We start from the raw sequence: 17941 nt of genomic DNA on the forward strand, positions 1-17941 counted from the left end.
AACGGCTGCGATCAGCGCGTCAGGCGCTTATGGGCCTGGCTGCCCGGGTTGAGCGCGTCGGGGCCAAGGCGACGAACCTTGTCCTGTTCATAATCTTCGAAGTTGCCTTCGAACCATTCGACATGGCCCTCGCCTTCGAAAGCCAGAATGTGGGTCGCCAGACGGTCGAGGAACATGCGATCGTGGCTGATGATGATGGCGCAGCCGGCAAACGCCTCCAGCGCGCTTTCCAGTGCACCGAGGGTTTCCGTATCGAGGTCGTTGGTCGGTTCGTCGAGCAGCAGAACGTTGCCGCCGGCCTTCAGCATCTTGGCAAGGTGAACGCGGTTGCGCTGGCCACCCGAGAGATTGCCGACCTTCTGCTGTTGATCGCCGCCCTTGAAGTTGAAGGCGCCGCAATAGGCTCTGGAGTTCATATCGAACTTGCCGAGCTTGATGATTTCCGCGCCGCCTGAAATTTCCTCCCAGACGGTCTTGCTGCCGTCAAGCGCATCGCGGCTCTGATCGACATAACCGAGGTGGACTGTCTCACCGATGCGGACCGATCCCGCATCCGGTGTCTCCTGGCCGGTGATCATGCGGAACAGCGTCGTCTTGCCGGCGCCGTTCGGGCCGATGATGCCGACGATGCCGCCGGGCGGCAGCTTGATCGACAGGTCGTTGATCAGCGTGCGGCCCTCGAAACCCTTGGTGATGCCTTCCATCTCGATGACCACCTGGCCGAGGCGCTCGCTGACCGGGATAATGATCTGCGCGTCGCCGGGACGCTGCTTTTCGGCCGCCTCCACCAGTTGTTCGTAGGACTTGATACGCGCCTTGGATTTTGCCTGACGCGCCTTCGGGCTGGAGGCGATCCATTCCTGTTCGCGGCTGATCGCCTTCTGGCGGCCGGCCTCTTCCCGGTTTTCCTGCTGCATGCGCTTGGCCTTGGCGAGCAGGTAGGCCGAATAGTTACCTTCGTAGGGAATGCCACGGCCGCGGTCGAGTTCGAGGATCCATCCGGTGACGTTGTCGAGGAAGTAGCGATCATGGGTGATCATCATAACGGCGCCCGGATAGTCGCGCAGATGTTTTTCGAGCCAGGCAATCGTCTCGGCGTCGAGGTGGTTGGTCGGTTCGTCGAGCAGCAGCAGATCCGGCTGCGAAAGCAGCAGCCGGCAGAGAGCGATACGGCGGCGCTCACCACCGGAAAGGCTGGTGACATCGGCGTCGCGCGGCGGGCAGCGCAGGGCTTCCATGGCCATCTCGACCTGACTTTCCAGATCCCAAAGGTTCTGGCTGTCGATAATGTCCTGAAGCTTCGATCCCTCTTCCGCCGTCTCGTCGGAATAGTTCATCATCAGTTCATTGTAGCGCTCGAGCACCGCCGTCTTCGAAGCAACGCCTTCCATGACGTTCTCGAACACCGTCTTGTTGGCATTGAGGTGCGGCTCCTGCTCGAGGTAGCCGACTGTCGCTCCTTCGGCCAGCCAGGCTTCGCCGGTAAATTCCGTGTCTTGTCCGGCGATGATGCGCAGCACGGTGGATTTGCCGGCGCCGTTCGGTCCGAGGATACCGATCTTGGCATCGGGGTAGAAGGAGAGGTGGATATTCTCCAGGATCTTCTTGTTGCCATAGGCCTTGTTGAGGCCGGACATATGATAGATGAACTGACGTGCCATGCTGCGCTGCTCCGGGCGGGAAACTTCGATCGTGCCGCTATGTAGGCGAAACAGCGCCTGCGAGCAACGCCGAAACCCGGTTTACTCAGGATTTCCGGTCAAAAGCCCGCAGCATCGACGACGCCCTCGTCGCAGCCGAAGGAGGTTTTTCCCGCCCCTTGGATCAGATCGGCAAGCCCGGCGCTTTTCGCCGACGCCGCTCCGGCGGCCTCCGAAAGCCCGATGGTCAACCCGCTGATCATCTTGACATTGCCGGCCCGCCGGCAGCTCATCTTGACGCGTTCGCCGGCACCCGGCCCGAAGCTCTTGTCGAAAGCTGCCTTGATCGCCTCGGCCTTGACCGGCTTGCCTATATTGGCGGCGAAGAGGTCGCGCACGGCCGACGTGTTGAGCGCGCCGAGGAGATGCACGCCGACGCCGAAATAATCTTCGGCGCTCATTTTCGTGCAGGTGCCGTGTTTTGTCCATTCATGCCGTTCCAGGCCGGATTGGGTCCCGGGCATGGCCTTTGCCAGCGCCGCCTGCGTCTCCGCCGAAAGCGTGACCGCCGGCAATGTGTTCCAGCTGCCGTCCTTGTCGGCGGCCTTCTGCTCGGCGCTCACGCCGCAATAATCCTGTCGCATCGGCCAGAGCCCGTGCAACGAGAAATTCGTCGCATCGGAGCGCTCGCCGGTCTGGCTCGCGCATTCGGCCTTCTTCTGGTTCGTCTGGCAAAAAGCCGGCTGCCAGCTCGCCGCGAGAATAAAACGGGTGCGCCCGCCGGCCTCCTGCGCCACGGCGGCGCCGGCAACAACCATCGAAACGGCGAACGTCAATGTACGCAACTGCATGCTGCTCATTTCAACCCCCAAAAAAGAACAATACAGGAACAAATAAGCACGAAGATCGAAAGCCCGCAACCCTGAATCGTAGCGTTCCCGCATTTTGTTATCGGATAACTCAAGGCTCGGTGTTGCATTTGTCCTCAGCGCCGCGCGTCTTTTCAGACGCGCAAAGGACGCTGCAGCACATTGCTGCTGCATAATTCCTTAAATCGATTCCGATTTAAGGAATTATGCAGTGCGATCTGGTCTGTTCCTGCAAGGAGGATCCAGATGTTTTCTGAAACGCAAAAGCTCACCGTGCCGGGGGTGTCGCTTGCCTATCACCATATCGAGGCCGCCGGCCCGGCGCGCGGCATCCTGTTGATATCGCACGGCCTCGCCGAACATTCGAAACGCTATCGCGCTTTCGCAGAGGCTATGACGGCGCGCGGCTATCACGTCTATGCCCATGACCACCGCGGCCACGGCGAGACGACGGCCCCCGACGCGCCGATCGGCCGCTTCGCCCGGCGGGACGGCGTCGACAGAGTGATCGGCGACGTCATCGCCATGCGCGCTCACGCTGCCTTGCGCCATCCTGGCCTGCCGGTGATCCTCTTCGGCCATTCGATGGGCGGCCTGATCGCCCTCAATGCCGCCGTCACGGCGCCTGTCGATTTCGACGCCGTCGCCGTCTGGAATTCGAATTTCGCCGTCGGTCTCGCCGGCCGCGCCGCCCAGGCGATCCTGCTTGCCGAGCGCATGCTGAAGGGCTCCGACGTGCCGAGCGGCCTCCTGCCGAAACTCACCTTCGGCGCCTGGGGAAAGTCGATTCCGGGATGCCGCACCGAGTTCGACTGGCTCTCGCGCCTTCCCGACGAAGTCGACAAATATATCACCGATCCGCTCTGCGGCTTCGACGCCTCGGTCTCTCTCTGGCTCGATCTTTTCGACCTGACTTTTCGCGCCCCGCAGAAGCGCCATCTGGATCGGCTGCCGCGCCACATGCCAATCCATCTGGTCGGCGGCGGTGAAGACCCGGCGACGGCGCGTGGAAAAGCCATCGTCTGGCTGTCAAACCATTTGAAAGCCCGGGGCTTCTCTCGTATCAGCACTGAGATATATCAGGGCATGCGGCATGAGACGCTGAACGAGATCGGCGCAGAAGCGGCAACCGCAGCCTTCGCGGACTGGTGCGACGAGGCCGTCGCCAGACCCCGAGCGGCCAGATCCTGAGCAACAAGGATTTCATCATGAGCAACACCACTGCCCGCCCCATATCGTCCAACCCCGACGTGACCACAGGGCTTGCGCTGATGTTTCTTTCGGTAATGGTCTCGCCGCTCATCGACATCTTCGCCAAGCTTGCCGTCGTCACGATCCCGTCCGCCGAGATCACCGCCGCCCGCTTTGCCCTACAGGCGCTCTGCATGCTACCGATCGTCATATGGCGGCGCAGCTTCACCGACTTCTCCTGGCGCCAGAGCCTTTTCCATGCCATCCGCGGCGCGATCATAACGGTCTCGATGATCTCCTTCGTCACCACGCTGAAATATATGGCCGTCGCCGACGCGATTGCGATCTTCTTCGTCGAGCCGATCGTGCTGACCATTCTCGGCGGCATTTTCCTGAAGGAAACGATCGGCTGGCGGCGCTATACCGCCTGCGGCGTCGGCTTCTTCGGGGCAATGCTGATCATCCAGCCGAGTTTCAGCGAAGTCGGCTACGTCGCGCTCCTGCCCGTCCTCAGCGCGCTCTGCATCGCGATCTTCGTACTGATGACCCGCGTCCTCTCGCACCGGGAAGATCCCTGGGCGATGCAGTTCCAGATGGGCATCTGGGGCCTCATCTTCTGCGCCATCCTGCTTTTTGCGGGCGAAGGAAGCGGTTCCGATCTCTTCGATCCCGTCATGCCTGAAGGCAGCGCCTGGTTCTACCTCGCCGGGGTCGGCGCCATGGCCGCGATAGCGGGCATCTTCGGCGTCTATGCCTATCGTGCAGCACCGGCCTCGACGCTGGCGCCGCTGCAATATTTCGAGATCGTCTCGGCGACGATCTTCGCCTGGCTTGTTTTCGGCGACTTTCCGGATGCGGTCAAATGGCTCGGCATCATGATCATCATGGCGTCGGGCTTCTACATCCTCTGGCGCGAGCGCCGCTTTGCTTCAAAGCCTGTATCCGATACATCTGAGGCGACACTGGCGCCGTAGAAACGGACGAGGAAATATGACGACGAAAAAGCCGCCGCTTGCCGGCATCCGGGTGATCGAGCTTGCCCGCGTGCTCGCCGGTCCCTGGGCGGGACAGATGCTCGCCGATCTCGGCGCCGATGTCATCAAGGTCGAAAATCCCGACGGCGGCGACGACACCCGCCAATGGGGGCCGCCCTTCGTCGAAGGCGCCGATGGCGAAAATCTCTCGGCCGCCTATTACCACGCCGCCAATCGCGGCAAGCGCTCCATTACTGCTGATCTGAAGAGCCCCGAAGGTCAGGATCTCGTCCGCCGCCTTGTCGCCACCGCCGATGTAGTGATCGAGAATTTCAAGCTCGGCGGCCTCGTCAAATACGGGCTCGATTACGACAGCTTGCGCCAGGTGAACCCGAAACTCGTCTACTGCTCGATCACCGGCTTCGGCCAGACCGGCCCCTATGCCAGCCTCGCGGGCTATGATTACATCGTCCAGGGCATGTCAGGTTTCATGTCGATCACTGGCGAGCCGGACGGCCAGCCGATGAAGGCAGGCGTTGCCATCGCCGATATTTTCACCGGCATCTATGCCGTCTCGGCAATCGAGGCTGCCCTGATCCACGCGCTCAAGTCAGGCGAAGGCCAGCTCGTCGACATGGCCCTGCTCGACGTGCAATCGGCCGTGCTCGCCAATCAGAACATGAATTACCTCGTCTCCGACAAGGCACCCACCCGCCTCGGCAATGCCCATCCGAATATCTCACCCTATGAGGTCGTGCCGGCGGCAGACAGCTATCTCATTCTGGCGGTCGGAAACGACGGCCAGTTCCGTCGCCTCTGCACCATCCTCGGCCTTGACGCCATCGCCGGCGACGAGCGTTTCGCCACCAACAGGGCCCGCGTCGCCAATCGCGGCGAGGTGCGCAGCCTCATCTCGACCGAGACCCTGAAATGGCGGAAGGCGGATCTGCTGAAGGCCTGCGAGGAGAATGCGGTTCCCGCCGGCCCGATCAACACGATCGAAGAGATGTTCGCCGACCCGCAGGTACAGGCCCGCGGCCTGCGCATTGACCTTGCGGATGCGGCCGGAAACGTGATCCCCGGGGTCAGGACGCCGGTGGTGCTGTCGGAAACGCCGTTGTCTTACATCAGGCCGAGCCCGCGTCTCGGCGAACACAGCGAAGAAATTCTGGCGGAACTCGCCGAGCGCGAGAGGAAGGTATAGGCATGAAGAGGACCGGCGGGCAACTGATCGTCGAGGCGCTGAAGGCGAACGGCGTCAAGCGTCTCTCCTGCGTGCCCGGTGAGAGTTTTCTCGCCGTTCTCGACGCCCTGCGCGACAGCGAGATCGACGTCGTCGTCTGTCGCCAGGAGGGCGGAGCGGCGATGATGGCGGATTGCTGGGGCAGGCTGACCGGCGAACCCGGCATCTGCATGGTGACCCGCGGCCCCGGCGCTACCAACGCCTCTGCCGGCCTGCATATCGCCAAACAGGATTCGATCCCGATGATCCTCTTCATCGGCCAGGTGCAGCGAGAAGCCCGCGAGCGCGAGGCCTTCCAGGAGGTCGAATTCCGCCGCGCCTTCACCGAATTCGCCAAATGGGTGGGCGAGATCGACGATGCCGCCCGCATTCCCGAGTTCGTCACCCGCGCCTTTGCGGTCGCAACCTCGGGCCGGCCCGGCCCAGTCGTGCTGACGCTGCCGGAGGACATGCTGCGCGATGAGGTCGAGGCTCCCCGCGCCAAGCATTATGTCAGCGTCGAGGCGCATCCCGGCCGCCGCCAGATCGACGATCTCTATGTGAGACTGCTGAAGGCCGAACGGCCTATGGTGATCCTTGGCGGCACGCGCTGGGATGCCGACGCCGTCGCCGACTTTGCAGGCTTCGCCGAGCGTTTCCGACTGCCGGTCGGCTGCTCGTTCCGCCGGCAGATGCTGTTTGATCATCTCCATCCCTGCTATGCCGGCGATGTCGGCATCGGCATCAACCCGGCGCTGGCGAAGGAGATCAAGGAGAGCGACCTGCTGATCCTGCTCGGCGCCCGCATGTCGGAAATGCCGTCTTCGTCTTATACGCTGATCGACATACCCTACCCTCAGCAATCGCTGATGCACATCCATCCCGACGCATCCGAACTTGGCCGTATCTATCGTCCCGATCTTGCCATCTGCGCCGCACCTGCCGATTTCGTCGCAACGCTCGCCGATCTGGAAGCGCCGGCCGAGCCGCGCTGGGCCGAGCGCACGAAGCATATGCATCAGGCCTATCTTTCCTGGTCGAAGCCGCCAGCGACAGGTCCTGGCCCGGTTCATATGGGGCCGATCATGGAGTGGCTGGAGGCCAATACCCGGCCGGAAACGATCTTCACCAACGGCGCTGGCAACTATGCCACCTGGGTGCATCGTTTCCATCGTTTTCGCCGCTTCAACACTCAAGCCGCCCCCACCTCCGGCTCGATGGGTTACGGCCTGCCGGCCGCCGTCGCTGCCAAGCGGCTCTTTCCCGAGCGAGAGGTCATCTGCTTTGCCGGCGACGGCTGTTTCCTAATGCACGGCCAGGAATTCGCCACCGCCATCCGCTTCGGCCTGGCGATCATCGCGGTCGTCGTCAATAACGGTATCTACGGCACGATCCGCATGCATCAGGAGCGCGAATATCCCGGCCGCGTCAGCAGCACCGACCTGACCAATCCCGACTTCGCAGCCCTTGCCCGCGCCTATGGCGGGCACGGCGAGACGGTGGAGCAAACGGCGGAATTCGGCCCGGCCTTCGAGCGGGCGCGTGCCAGCGGTAAGCCGGCGATCATCGAGATCAAACTCGATCCCGAGGCGATCACGCCGACGCGCACACTCTCGGAAATCGCGCAAGCAAAAAGCCGGTAGGTCTCCCCACCGGCTTCGACACGCAATCCCGCAGTGACCTCAGTCGATCGCGGCCGTAACGATGAACTCGACCTTGTATTTTGGCGCAGCGAGCTTGGCTTCGCTGGTGGCGCGGGCCGGCGGATTGGCCGGATCGATCCAGCCTTGCCAGACAGCGTTCATCTCGGCAAAATCGGCGATGTCGGAGAGATAGATGATCGTCTGCAGGATCTTCGACTTGTTGCTGCCGGCTTCAGCCAGCAGGCGGTCGACTTCGGCAAGCGAAGAGTTGCACTGATCGGTAACGCTGTCGCCCTCACCGACCTGGCCTGCGAGATAGACAGTGTTGCCGTGAATGACGGCGCCGCTCATGCGCGCGCCGACGTCGATACGCTTAATGCTCATCATAGTCTCCTGAGTGAATGGAAGGTGGCGGCGCTGCGGCACAGCGCCGGAAAATCGGGCGCCGGGACGGGCGCGGTTAACGGGGCTCAGCCGCGGATATGGTGGGTCTTCTGGTAGATCGCTGTCGAGCGGGCGCCGGAGCGGCAGTAACCGAGCATCGGCCGCGGGAATTCGTCGAGCGCGTCGACCATGCCCTGCACGGCTCCCTCGGTCACGCCCATCGGTCCAACCGGCACATGGGCGATATCGAGACCAAGCTCTTTGGCGCGCGCCTCGATGACCGAGAACGACGTCTGGTCGGGGCTCTCATGGTCGGGACGGTGGCAGACGATCGATTTGAACCCCATCGCCTTGATCTCGTCGAGTTCTTCAAGCGTGATCTGGCCCGAAACCGAATATTCATCGTCGATCTGGCGAATATCCATCGTCTTGTCTCCTCAAAATCGTGGGCTGAAGGTCTACGACGGGAGGCCCGCGAGCGTCAACAACACTTCGCTCAGAGGAAGGCGAAGGTCAGCGCATAGCTGCGGCTCTCGCCGGGTGCCAGCATGTTGAACTCACCGGCCGCCTCGAGCTCGTCGCGGGAGACCCAGCGATGCGAGACCGGTTCGATGCCAATGATATGGGCCGGCGCTTTCTGGTTCCGCCACACCTGCAGATGGGGCAGCGTATTGGCGCGGAAGCGCACGCGGAGCGTCCTGCCGCCGATCGCGGCAATCGGTCCAAGCCGGATCTCCGCGAAGCCTTCCTCCGTCGCTGGCGCCGGAACGCAGAAGATGCCGCCCGGCTCCTCACCGAATGTCCATGGGAAACCGCCATTCTCAAGCATCCGGCCTTCAAGCAGCGTGCCCTCGTCCAGCCATTTGCCCCCGGTATTCATGTGATACATCAGGAAGGTCGGCACCGTGTGATCACTCGTATTGACGACCCGGTCCTCGAGCTGCACCTCGCCAGTCGCCCCGTCGATCCGCCACAGCCGCTCGATGCGCTGCGGCAGTCCCTCGACAGTGGCGATGTCGATATCGGCGCGGCATTCGGCATTGCCGTTCTCGTACTTCGTCCACAGCACCTTGGCCGCATGGCCGGAGGCCGATCCGTGCAGCGGATAGACCTTGCCGTCGGCCCGGCCGGCAATCGGCTGCCGGTGGCGGATATGGTCCGGGCCGCAAGTGAACAGGAAGCCTTCGAGCGAGTGATCGATTCGCGGATCGCCGTCGTCGGGAATGGCGCGCTTCGGCGCAATGTCGACGCCTTCGACGATGCATCCGCCGATATCCAGCACCGACGTTTCATCCAGCATCAGGCGCGGCCCGCTTGCGGCAGCAAATTCGATCATCGCAGTCTCCTCAGGAGGTTGTCGGCGGCCGTAGCGTTAGGTTTCGCGCCGTCATTCGTCAATCGGCGCAGTCCCCATCCTGTGTTTTTGCCGCAACCATGGATTTTGCGGAACTGACACAGAGACGCAAACGTTTATGAGTAAAAGGAAATCTTAGTGATTTTCATATTTTGTTCAGCACGGTTTCATAAATTCCACACTAGCGTCAAAATTCGCAGGTGTGTGTCTGCCAGTCACAGTTCCGAGGTATGAGACGTGAATCGCTTTTTGAAGTCGGCATTTTCGCTTGCGGCCGTGCTGGCGGCCATCGCGGCTGCAGCACCGGGGGCAGGCGCGCAGCAGTTCCGTGACCGCCGGCAGAGCGATGTCGTGCTGGTTACGCCGAACGGCGAAATTCTCGACTATGTCCCCCGCGGCTATATCTATGCCCGCGACCGCAGCGGCAATCGCGTGATGATCGATGCCTATGGCAATGTCGTCGCCACCGAGATGCGCGCCCGCGGCTACTATCCGCCACGGCCCGGTCCGCGCGAGGTCTATGCCGACCAGAACGGCAACGATCCCTATTACGCCGACGACAACGCCTCTGGCGATACGCGTTATTCTGAGCGCGGTGCGGTCACCGGCGGTATTCCGCGCGATGCGGCGATCGAACGCCAACCGCTCGACGGTCAACCCTATCCCAATGACAACAGCATCGGCAATCCGCAGCCCGGCGACGATTATGCCTCGATCGATCCCGACCAGCAGCTCCCGCCCGCTGACGCGCCGAGCGCCGCACCGGATGAGCCCGTCATCACGCTGAAGAACAAGTCGAAGCCCGAGATCGTCGCGCTGCAGGTCTTCCTCGATCGCGCCGGCATCTCCCCCGGCGTCATTGACGGCCATATGGGCTCGAACGTCACCAAATCGGTCTATGCCTATGACCAGATGACCGGCTCCAGACTCGACCCGAACGACACCGACGCCATTCTCGAAGAGCTGCGCATGAACGGCGGCCTGCCGGTCGTCAGTTACACGATCACCCCGGCCGATGCCGCCGGCCCCTTCGTCGCCCAGATCCCGGAAGACTATTCGCAGAAGGCGATGCTGCCGTCGCTAGCTTTTACCTCGACCACCGAAATGTTGGCCGAGCGCTTCCACATGGATGAAGCCTTCCTCAAGGAAATGAACCCCGGCGCCGATTTCACCGTTGCCGGCACGATCATCAAGGTCGTCAATCCGGGCGAGCTGAAGAGCGGCGAGGTTGCCCGCATCATCGCCGACAAGGGCCGCAAGCAGGTCTTTGCCTATGACGGCGCCGGCAATCTCGTTGCCGCCTACCCGGCATCGATCGGCTCGACCGACACACCCTCCCCGTCAGGCACCGTGACGGTCGAGCGCGTCGCGTTCAATCCCGGCTATACCTATAATCCGAAGATCAATTTCCAGCAGGCCGGCAACGACAAGATCCTCAACATTCCGCCCGGCCCGAATGGCCCGGTCGGCACCGTCTGGATGGCGCTGTCGAAGCCGACCTACGGCATTCACGGCACACCCGAGCCTTCCAAGATCGGCCGCACCCAGAGCCATGGCTGTATCCGCCTGACCAATTGGGATGCGACCGAACTTGCCAAGATGGTCAAGCCGGGCGTGACGGTCGAATTCGTCGACTGAGGATATCTGGTGCACACGGAAAGGCCGCCGGATCACTCCGACGGCCTTTTCCGTTTCATAAGGAGGATGCTCAGGCCGCCGTCGCCATACGGGCAGACTCCATCAGCCTGACCGGCAGCTTGCTCATCATTTCCTCGGCGAAACAGGTGGCGTTTTCACGCGCCTTGTCGAGATTGCTGACGCGTGTGGGCTCGATCGTGTGCAGTGTGCCGCCACAGTCGAAGATGTCGCGGAAGGCCGAGCGTTCGATGATGGCGGTATCCAGCACCGGAACATGCCGCTCGCTGAGCAGCGACTTGACGACCTGTAGCGCCCTTGTCGTCACCATCGAGTTGACGCGGGTCAGCACCACCGAATGGCCGATCTTGATGCCCGCCTTCTCGTCCAGATACTGGAGCAGTTCAAGCACCTGTGCGCCACCGCGCGCATCCATCGCACAGCCCTGGATCGGGATCAGCACGTGATCCGAAAGGCCGACGGCGGTGGCAAGCAGCGGATTGCGCGCACCCGGCAGATCGACGATGAAATAGTCGGTATTGTGCTTGTTCTCGCTGATATGCAGCGGCAGCGAAGCGGTTGTCACGAAGTCAATCACCGAAATATTGGGCACATGACCCGATATTTCGTGCCAACGCGAAATCCAATGCTGCGGGTCGGCATCGAGAATGGTGATGCGGTAACCCTTGCGGGCTAACTCGGTGGCGAGCAGCAGAACAGCGGTCGTCTTGCCGGCCCCGCCCTTGGTATTTGCGAATGTAATGACAGGCATGTTCGGTCCTCGGAAGGAAATGGCGCGAGCCGGAATCGCTCTTTTACGCACCGTCGGAGCATCGTGCGGTTAATCCATTCTTTACAATCATGGTTAACAAATCCCGAACACGCCCGCCGAAATTGCAGTTGGTATTTTTCACATCCCTAAAATTCATGCATGTCGCCCAAAAGTGTTCAGCGGTGTTGGGACAACAATATGCATCGGGCCAAGACTTGAAGCACGGATGCCGCCAGTACAAAAAAGACAAAAAAGCCCGGAAGCCAATAGCTTCCGGGCCAGTCTGAAGGTCCGCTGTTATGGTCAGAAGCAATCCCTGAAAAGGGCCTTGGTATTTTCGAGCGTCAGTGCAACCGGGTTGCCGCCGGCACTTGGATCTTCGATCGCCATCGCCGACAATTCGTCGATCCGGTCAGCCGCGATTCCCATCGCCGACAACGTCTCGGGCACGCCGAGCTCGGAGCGGAGTTTCAGCACATAATCGTAGAAGCCGTCGAAACCGCCCGAGATCCCGAGATAGGCAGCGGCGCGCCCGATCTTCTCCTCGATCGCCTTGCGATTGAAGCGCAGCACCGCCGGCATGACGACGGCATTGGTCATGCCGTGATGGGTGTTGTAGACGGCGCCAATCGGGTGCGACAGCGCATGAATGGCGCCGAGCCCCTTCTGGAAGGCGACCGCGCCCATAGCGGCAGCGGACATCATGTTGGCGCGGGCTTCGAGATCGGTGCCCTCTCTATAGGCGCGCGGAAGGAATTCCTTGACAAGCCGCATGCCTTCAAGCGCGATACCGGCTGACATCGGGTGATAGAAGGGCGAGGAATAGGCCTCCAGGCAATGAGCGAAGGCATCCATGCCGGTGCCGGCGGTGATGATCTTCGGCATGCCGACCGTCAGTTCCGGATCGGAGATGACGACGCCAGGCAGGAACTTCGGATGGAAGATGATCTTCTTCACATGCGTTTGCGAATTGGTGATGACGCTGGCGCGCCCCACCTCCGAACCGGTACCGGCCGTTGTCGGCACGGCGACGATCGGGGCGATGCCCTCGAGGCTCGCGCGCGTCCACCAGTCGCCGATATCTTCGAAGTCCCAGACTGGCCGCGTCTGGCCGGCCATGAAGGCGACGCACTTGCCAAGGTCGAGGCCGGAGCCGCCGCCGAAGGCGACGACGCCGTCATGGCCGCCATCCTTGAAAGCCCTGACGCCGGCATCGAGGTTCTTCTCGTTCGGGTTCGGGTCGACATCGGCAAAGATCGCCCGGCCGAGGCCGGCATCCTCGAGAATATCGAGCGCGTTCTTGGTGATCGCCATCGAGGCGAGGCCGCGGTCGGTGACGAGCAGCGGCTTTTTGATGCCGAGGCTCTTGCAGGCGTCGGCCAGTTCCTTGATGCGGCCCCGGCCGAGCTTGACCGATGTCGGGTAGCTCCAGTTTGCGGTGATGTTGCTGCTCATGCTGTGACTTTCTTCAGATGGAAGGATTTCGGACGCGTGAGATTTTGGAAGCCGATGATCGACAGCGAGCCGCCGCGGCCGGTCTCCTTGACGCCGGTCCAGCAGAGCGCCGGATCGAGATAGTCCGCACGGTTCATGAAAACGGTGCCGGTTTCGATCTCGCGGCCGAGCCGCGCTGCCCGCTCGACATCGCCGGTCCAGAGCGAGGCCGTCAGTCCGTACTGGCTGTCGTTCATCAAAGCGAGTGCCTCCTCGTCGCTCTTCACCTTCATGATGCCGACCGCCGGACCGAAGGTCTCCTCGCGCATGAAGGCCATGGAATGGTCGACATCGACGAGAACCTGCGGTGCCAGATAAGCGCCACCGTCATCCTGCGGAAAAAGCTTAGGGTCGACAAGCGCCTTGGCACCCTTGGAAACCGCTTCGGCGATCTGTTCGCGCACCACTTTGGCGAAGCGCTTATGCGCCATCGGCCCGAGCGAGGTATCGGGATCGAGCGGATTGCCGAGCTTGTAATTCGACACCCAGGCGACCGACTTCTCGACGAAGGCGTCATAGAGCGATTCATGCACATAGATGCGCTCGATGCCGCAACAGCATTGGCCGGAATTATAGGTCGCGCCGTCCATTAGCGTATCGACGGCAGCCTCAAGATCGGCGTCATCCATGACGTAACCCGGATCCTTGCCGCCGAGTTCGAGGCCGAGGCCGGTGAAGGTGCCGGCGGCTGCCCGCTCCATCGAGCGTCCGCCTTCGACCGATCCGGTGAAATTGACAAAATTGAAGCTGCCGGCGGCAATCAGCGCCGACGTCGTCTGATGGTCGAGGAAGACGTTCTGGAACACGTCATCGGGAACGCCGGCCTCGACGAAGGCCTGAACCAGCCGCTCGCCGACCAGCAGCGTCTGCGAGGCATGTTTCAGCACCACCGTATTGCCGGCCATCAGCGCCGGTGCGATCGTGTTGATCGCCGTCATATAGGGATAGTTCCACGGCGCGACGACGAAGACGACACCATGCGCTTCGCGTTCGATGCGGCGCTCGAAACGCTCGCTCTCCTCGACGACAACAGGCGCCAATGCATCCGCCGCAATCGAAGCGACATAATTCGAGCGCTCGTTGAAGCCCTTATATTCGCCGCCATACTTGACCGGCCGGCCCATCTGCCAGGCAAGCTCCGGCACGACGACATCTGACATCTCGTTCAGCCGCGCCGCACCCTTCAGCACCAGCTGCACGCGCTCTTCGAGCGGCCGTTTCGCCCAAGCCTTCTGCGCCTTGCGGCCCCGCGCCACCACGTCCTTGGCGGCATCGAGAGAAAGTGCGGCGCGCTCGGCGTAGACCGACCCGTCAACCGGTGAAATACATTGGATCATTGCCATGATCGATTTCCGTCCTCGTATGATCAAAAATTTCGTCGAGGGCCATAGCCCCTCATCCGCCTGCCGGCACCGTCTCTCCGCTCGCTTGGCGAAGGGGGCATGCCGATGCCTCTCCGTCCCCAGCCCACCCCTCGCATGGTACGTCCCCTCTCCCCGTCAGAACGGGAAGAGGGTTGGGGTGCAGGACAAGCAATCCGTAAATGCCTATTAGGCTCTTTCGAAACCGCGCGCCACTTCCCAGTCGGTGATGCGGCGGTCATATTCTTCCTGCTCCCATTCGGCGGCACGGGTATAATGGTCGATCACGTCGTCGCCGAAGGCTTTGCGCAGCATTGCCGATTCCGTCATTTCGATCGTAGCGGCACGCAGCGTGCGCGGGATTTCGCGAACGCCCTTGCCGCCATAGGCGTCGCCGACAAAGGGGGCTTCGAGTTCGAGCTTGTTCTCGATCCCGTCGATGCCGGCGGCAAGCAGTGCGGCGAAGGCGAGATAGGGATTGAGATCTGAGCCGCCGACGCGGCACTCGATACGGATTCCCTTGGTCTCCTCGCCGCAGAGCCGGTAGCCGGCGGTGCGATTGTCCTTGCTCCAGATCGCCTTGGTCGGCGCAAAGGTGCCGGCCATGAAGCGCTTGTAGGAGTTGATGTAGGGCGCCAGGAAATAGGTGATCTCGCTTGCATGGGCGAGAAGCCCGGCCACGTAGTTGTGCATCAGCGGCGACATGCCGTATTTGCCGGTATGGTCGAAGAATAGCGGCTTCTCCTCCAGGCTCCAGAGCGACTGATGGATATGCGAGGAACTCCCGGCGGCGTTGTAATTCCACTTGGCCAGGAAGGTGATTGCCTTGCCTTTTGACCAGGCGATCTCCTTGCAGCCGTTCTTGATGATCGCGTGCCGGTCGGCCATCGCCAGCGCATCGGCGTAACGCACGTTGATTTCCTCCTGGCCGGCGGAAGCCTCGCCCTTGGAATTCTCGACCGGAATGCCGGCGCCTTGCAGCCCGGTGCGGATCGCCCGCATCACCTCTTCCTCCTTGGTGGTCTGGAAGATGTGGTAATCCTCGTTATAGGCGCTGGCGAGCTTGAGGTTGCGGTAGCCGGACGCCTGCGCCGTCTCGTAGCTCTGGTCGAACAGGAAGAATTCGAGCTCGGAGGCCATGTAGGCCTTCATGCCCATATCCTCAAGGCGCTTCACCTGCTTCTTCAGGATCGCGCGCGGCGAATGGGCGACCTCTTCATGGGTATGATGGTCGAGCATGTCGCAGAGCACCAGCGCCGTGCCGTCGAGCCAGGGGATACGGCGCAGCGTCGCCAAATCCGGCTTCATCGTATAGTCGCCGTAGCCCTTTTCCCAGCTTGTCGCCTTGTAGCCGGAGACGGTCTCCATCTCCATGTCGGTGGCGATCAGGTAGTTGCAGCTATGCGTCTCCTTCCAGGCGCTCTCGAGGAAAAATTCCGCCTGGAAGCGCTTGCCCATCAGCCGGCCCTGCATATCCACCTGGCAAGCCAGAACCGTATCGATGCGCCCTTCGGCAACATCCTTCCTGAGATCGTCGATTGTGTAGCTGCTGCTCATGATTGATCCGCCTGACATTGGAATTGAGAAGATCGGGGCAACGAAATCGCATGCGCACGGCCGGATGTGGACCTGATGCCTTTTCGTTGAACCGGTGATGGGGCCGCAGGATGCGGCCCCGCCATTTGAGAGGGAAGCCTCGATGCCTAAAGCATGTCGCGTAAAAGTGTGCCGCGGTTTTGCGCTAACGACATGCGGAAAAACAAAGACCTAGAGTGCGAGGAGCGATCTGAAAGATCGCCCCGCGCTTTAGTGTTCGCCGCTTTCGCCGACGGCTGCTTCGGCCGCCGCGATCTCGGCCTGGCGCTTTGCCACTTCGGCGCCGATCGGCGGCCCCTTGAAGCGCCGGCTTTCGAAGCCGAACCAGACGATCGCAGTAACGAGGAGGAAGCCAACAGTGATGTAAAGCGCCCATTCGTTCGGCGGCTGGATGCCGAGAACGAAGATCAGGATCATCGCGATGACAGTCAGTACGGCAAAGAGCTTGAAGACGCCCTCACCGAGGTTCCACGGGCCCATCTTGTCCCACTTCGACGTGCCCCAAGCGAACAGGCCGAGGGTGATCGGGATCGCGAAGGAGAAGAACAGGAAGATGACCGTGCACGCGACGACGATTGTATAGACCGGCGTGTCGCCGATCGAAACGAGCGAAGAACCCCAGACGAAGAGAACAGACAGGATCGAGCCGGTCCAGATCGCAGCCACCGGCGTGCGGTACTGCGGGCTGACCTTCGACAGCGCCTTCGATGCCGGCAGACCGCCGTCACGCGAGAAGGCGAAGATCATGCGCGAGACCGAGGTGACCGTCGCAAGACCGCACAGCCACTGGCTCACCAGGATGGCGAAATAGAGAATATCCTTGACGATGGGATTCACTTGGCTGTCCATCGCCCAGAAGAACACATTCCAGCCCTGTTTTGCCGCATCGTCCATGTTCGGCAGCATCAGGACGAAGGCACACAGCATGATGTAGCCAAAAAGCGCCGACCAAAGCACCGAGGCGACCATGCCGCGCGGAACCGATTCGGCAGCCTTGACCGTCTCTTCCGAAGTGTGTGCCGAAGCGTCATAACCGGTGATGGTGTAGATCGGCAGCAGCAGGCCGAGAAGGAAGACCCATGTTCCTGACGTGGCCGGCCAAACGTTGCCGCCGGCTTCACCGGAATAGTTGGCGAAGGTGAAGAGGCGTCCGACCTCATAGGAGGGGGCGGCGGCGAGGCAGACAACCGCGAGCGCGATCGAGCTCGCGAAGATCAGATAACCGGAAAAGTCGGTCAGCTTCGCAGTCAATCCGATGCCCATGTGGTTCACGAGCGCCTGCGCGCCGGTGATGATCACGAGGAAGATGATGCGCACCGTCGTCGTGTCCGTCAGCCCGAGATAGGTGGTGCCGAACGAACCCATGAAGAAATAGTAGGTGCCGACATTGATAGCGCCGAGCACGGTGACGAGACCGAGCAGGTTGAACCAGGCAGTCAGCCAGCCGGTGAAACGATTGCCGAGGATCGAGCCCCAGTGATAGAGCCCGCCGGCTGTCGGATAGGCCGAGCTGATTTGCGCCATGGCGATGGCGAAGACGAGCGAGACGAAGCAGCCGAGCGGCCAGCCGATGCCGATCGCCGCTCCGCCGGCACCGGAGGTCGCCTGCGCCAGCGAATTGATGCCGCCGGAGAGGATGCAGATAATGGAGAATGAGACTGCAAAATTCGAGAATGAACTCATTCGCCGTTCGAGTTCCTGGGCATAACCCATGGAATGCAGGATGTGCACATCCTGTTTCTTGTCCAGTTCGGAATAATCCGACATGACTTCCCCCTGTTCACGATCGGCCGCGGGATTGCGGGC

Annotated in this window: 15 protein-coding genes; 5 read left to right on the plus strand and 10 right to left on the minus strand. The window is 61.6% G+C overall.

Features of this window, described 5'->3' with window-relative positions; all coding sequences use genetic code 11:
* Window positions 1-11 precede the first annotated feature (11 nt).
* Complete coding sequence (ettA, locus tag HJB83_RS19030) at window positions 12-1661, minus strand: energy-dependent translational throttle protein EttA (RefSeq protein ID WP_221132100.1); 1650 nt, start codon at window positions 1659-1661, stop codon at window positions 12-14.
* A gap of 98 nt (window positions 1662-1759) precedes the next feature.
* Window positions 1760-2500, minus strand: coding sequence for a ribonuclease T2 family protein (locus HJB83_RS19035; RefSeq protein WP_209883291.1), 741 nt, complete (start codon window positions 2498-2500; stop codon window positions 1760-1762).
* 255 nt (window positions 2501-2755) lie between these two features.
* Here HJB83_RS19035 and HJB83_RS19040 point away from each other — a divergent pair, with 255 nt between their 5' ends.
* Genes HJB83_RS19040 through HJB83_RS19055 form a run of 4 tightly spaced genes read left to right on the plus strand, consistent with a single transcriptional unit; the run spans window position 2756 to window position 7539 of the window.
* Window positions 2756-3700 carry an alpha/beta fold hydrolase gene (locus tag HJB83_RS19040; RefSeq protein ID WP_221132101.1) on the plus strand — a complete coding sequence of 315 codons (945 nt, stop codon included), beginning with the start codon at window positions 2756-2758 and terminating at the stop codon, window positions 3698-3700.
* A gap of 17 nt (window positions 3701-3717) precedes the next feature.
* Window positions 3718-4674, plus strand: a complete 957-nt coding sequence (locus tag HJB83_RS19045; protein WP_207581154.1) for a DMT family transporter — start codon at window positions 3718-3720, stop codon at window positions 4672-4674.
* Window positions 4675-4690: 16 nt separating this feature from the next.
* Entirely contained in the window at window positions 4691-5878 is a 1188-nt protein-coding gene (locus tag HJB83_RS19050; protein WP_221132102.1) for a CaiB/BaiF CoA-transferase family protein, read from the plus strand.
* 2 nt (window positions 5879-5880) lie between these two features.
* Entirely contained in the window at window positions 5881-7539 is a 1659-nt protein-coding gene (locus tag HJB83_RS19055; protein ID WP_221132103.1) for a thiamine pyrophosphate-binding protein, read from the plus strand.
* Window positions 7540-7578: 39 nt separating this feature from the next.
* On the opposite strand, the gene HJB83_RS19060 is transcribed toward HJB83_RS19055, so the two are convergent.
* The 3 genes from HJB83_RS19060 to HJB83_RS19070 form a co-directional block, all read right to left on the minus strand.
* Window positions 7579-7923, minus strand: coding sequence for a RidA family protein (locus HJB83_RS19060; RefSeq protein WP_207581157.1), 345 nt, complete (start codon window positions 7921-7923; stop codon window positions 7579-7581).
* An 86-nt stretch (window positions 7924-8009) separates the two neighbouring features.
* Complete coding sequence (locus HJB83_RS19065) at window positions 8010-8348, minus strand: TIGR01244 family sulfur transferase (protein ID WP_221132104.1); 339 nt, start codon at window positions 8346-8348, stop codon at window positions 8010-8012.
* Window positions 8349-8419: 71 nt separating this feature from the next.
* Window positions 8420-9259 (minus strand): DUF4432 family protein, encoded by an 840-nt coding sequence (locus HJB83_RS19070; protein ID WP_221132105.1) that lies wholly within the window; start codon window positions 9257-9259, stop codon window positions 8420-8422.
* Between the two features lie 255 nt (window positions 9260-9514).
* Between HJB83_RS19070 and HJB83_RS19075 the strand changes: the two genes are divergently transcribed.
* Window positions 9515-10915: a L,D-transpeptidase gene (locus tag HJB83_RS19075; protein ID WP_221132106.1), complete on the plus strand. Its 1401-nt coding sequence runs from the start codon at window positions 9515-9517 to the stop codon at window positions 10913-10915.
* A gap of 70 nt (window positions 10916-10985) precedes the next feature.
* Here the strand turns inward: HJB83_RS19075 and HJB83_RS19080 are convergent, their stop codons facing one another.
* The 5 genes from HJB83_RS19080 to HJB83_RS19100 all read right to left on the minus strand — a co-directional run bounded on the left by HJB83_RS19080 (window position 10986) and on the right by HJB83_RS19100 (window position 17902).
* Entirely contained in the window at window positions 10986-11684 is a 699-nt protein-coding gene (locus tag HJB83_RS19080; RefSeq protein WP_221115814.1) for a ParA family protein, read from the minus strand.
* A 303-nt stretch (window positions 11685-11987) separates the two neighbouring features.
* Window positions 11988-13139 (minus strand): iron-containing alcohol dehydrogenase, encoded by a 1152-nt coding sequence (locus HJB83_RS19085; RefSeq protein ID WP_207581162.1) that lies wholly within the window; start codon window positions 13137-13139, stop codon window positions 11988-11990.
* A complete protein-coding gene (locus HJB83_RS19090) occupies window positions 13136-14521 on the minus strand; it encodes an aldehyde dehydrogenase family protein (protein ID WP_221115815.1) in 1386 nt (461 codons plus the stop codon). Before HJB83_RS19090 ends, HJB83_RS19085 begins: the two co-directional genes overlap by 4 nt.
* 207 nt (window positions 14522-14728) lie before the next feature.
* Complete coding sequence (locus HJB83_RS19095) at window positions 14729-16096, minus strand: glutamine synthetase family protein (RefSeq protein ID WP_207581164.1); 1368 nt, start codon at window positions 16094-16096, stop codon at window positions 14729-14731.
* A 249-nt stretch (window positions 16097-16345) separates the two neighbouring features.
* Window positions 16346-17902 carry an amino acid permease gene (locus HJB83_RS19100; protein ID WP_207581165.1) on the minus strand — a complete coding sequence of 519 codons (1557 nt, stop codon included), beginning with the start codon at window positions 17900-17902 and terminating at the stop codon, window positions 16346-16348.
* Between the last annotated feature and the right edge of the window lie 39 nt (window positions 17903-17941).

Origin of the sequence: Rhizobium sp. NZLR11 (assembly GCF_019685115.1) — a bacterium.
GTDB lineage: Bacteria > Pseudomonadota > Alphaproteobacteria > Rhizobiales > Rhizobiaceae > Rhizobium.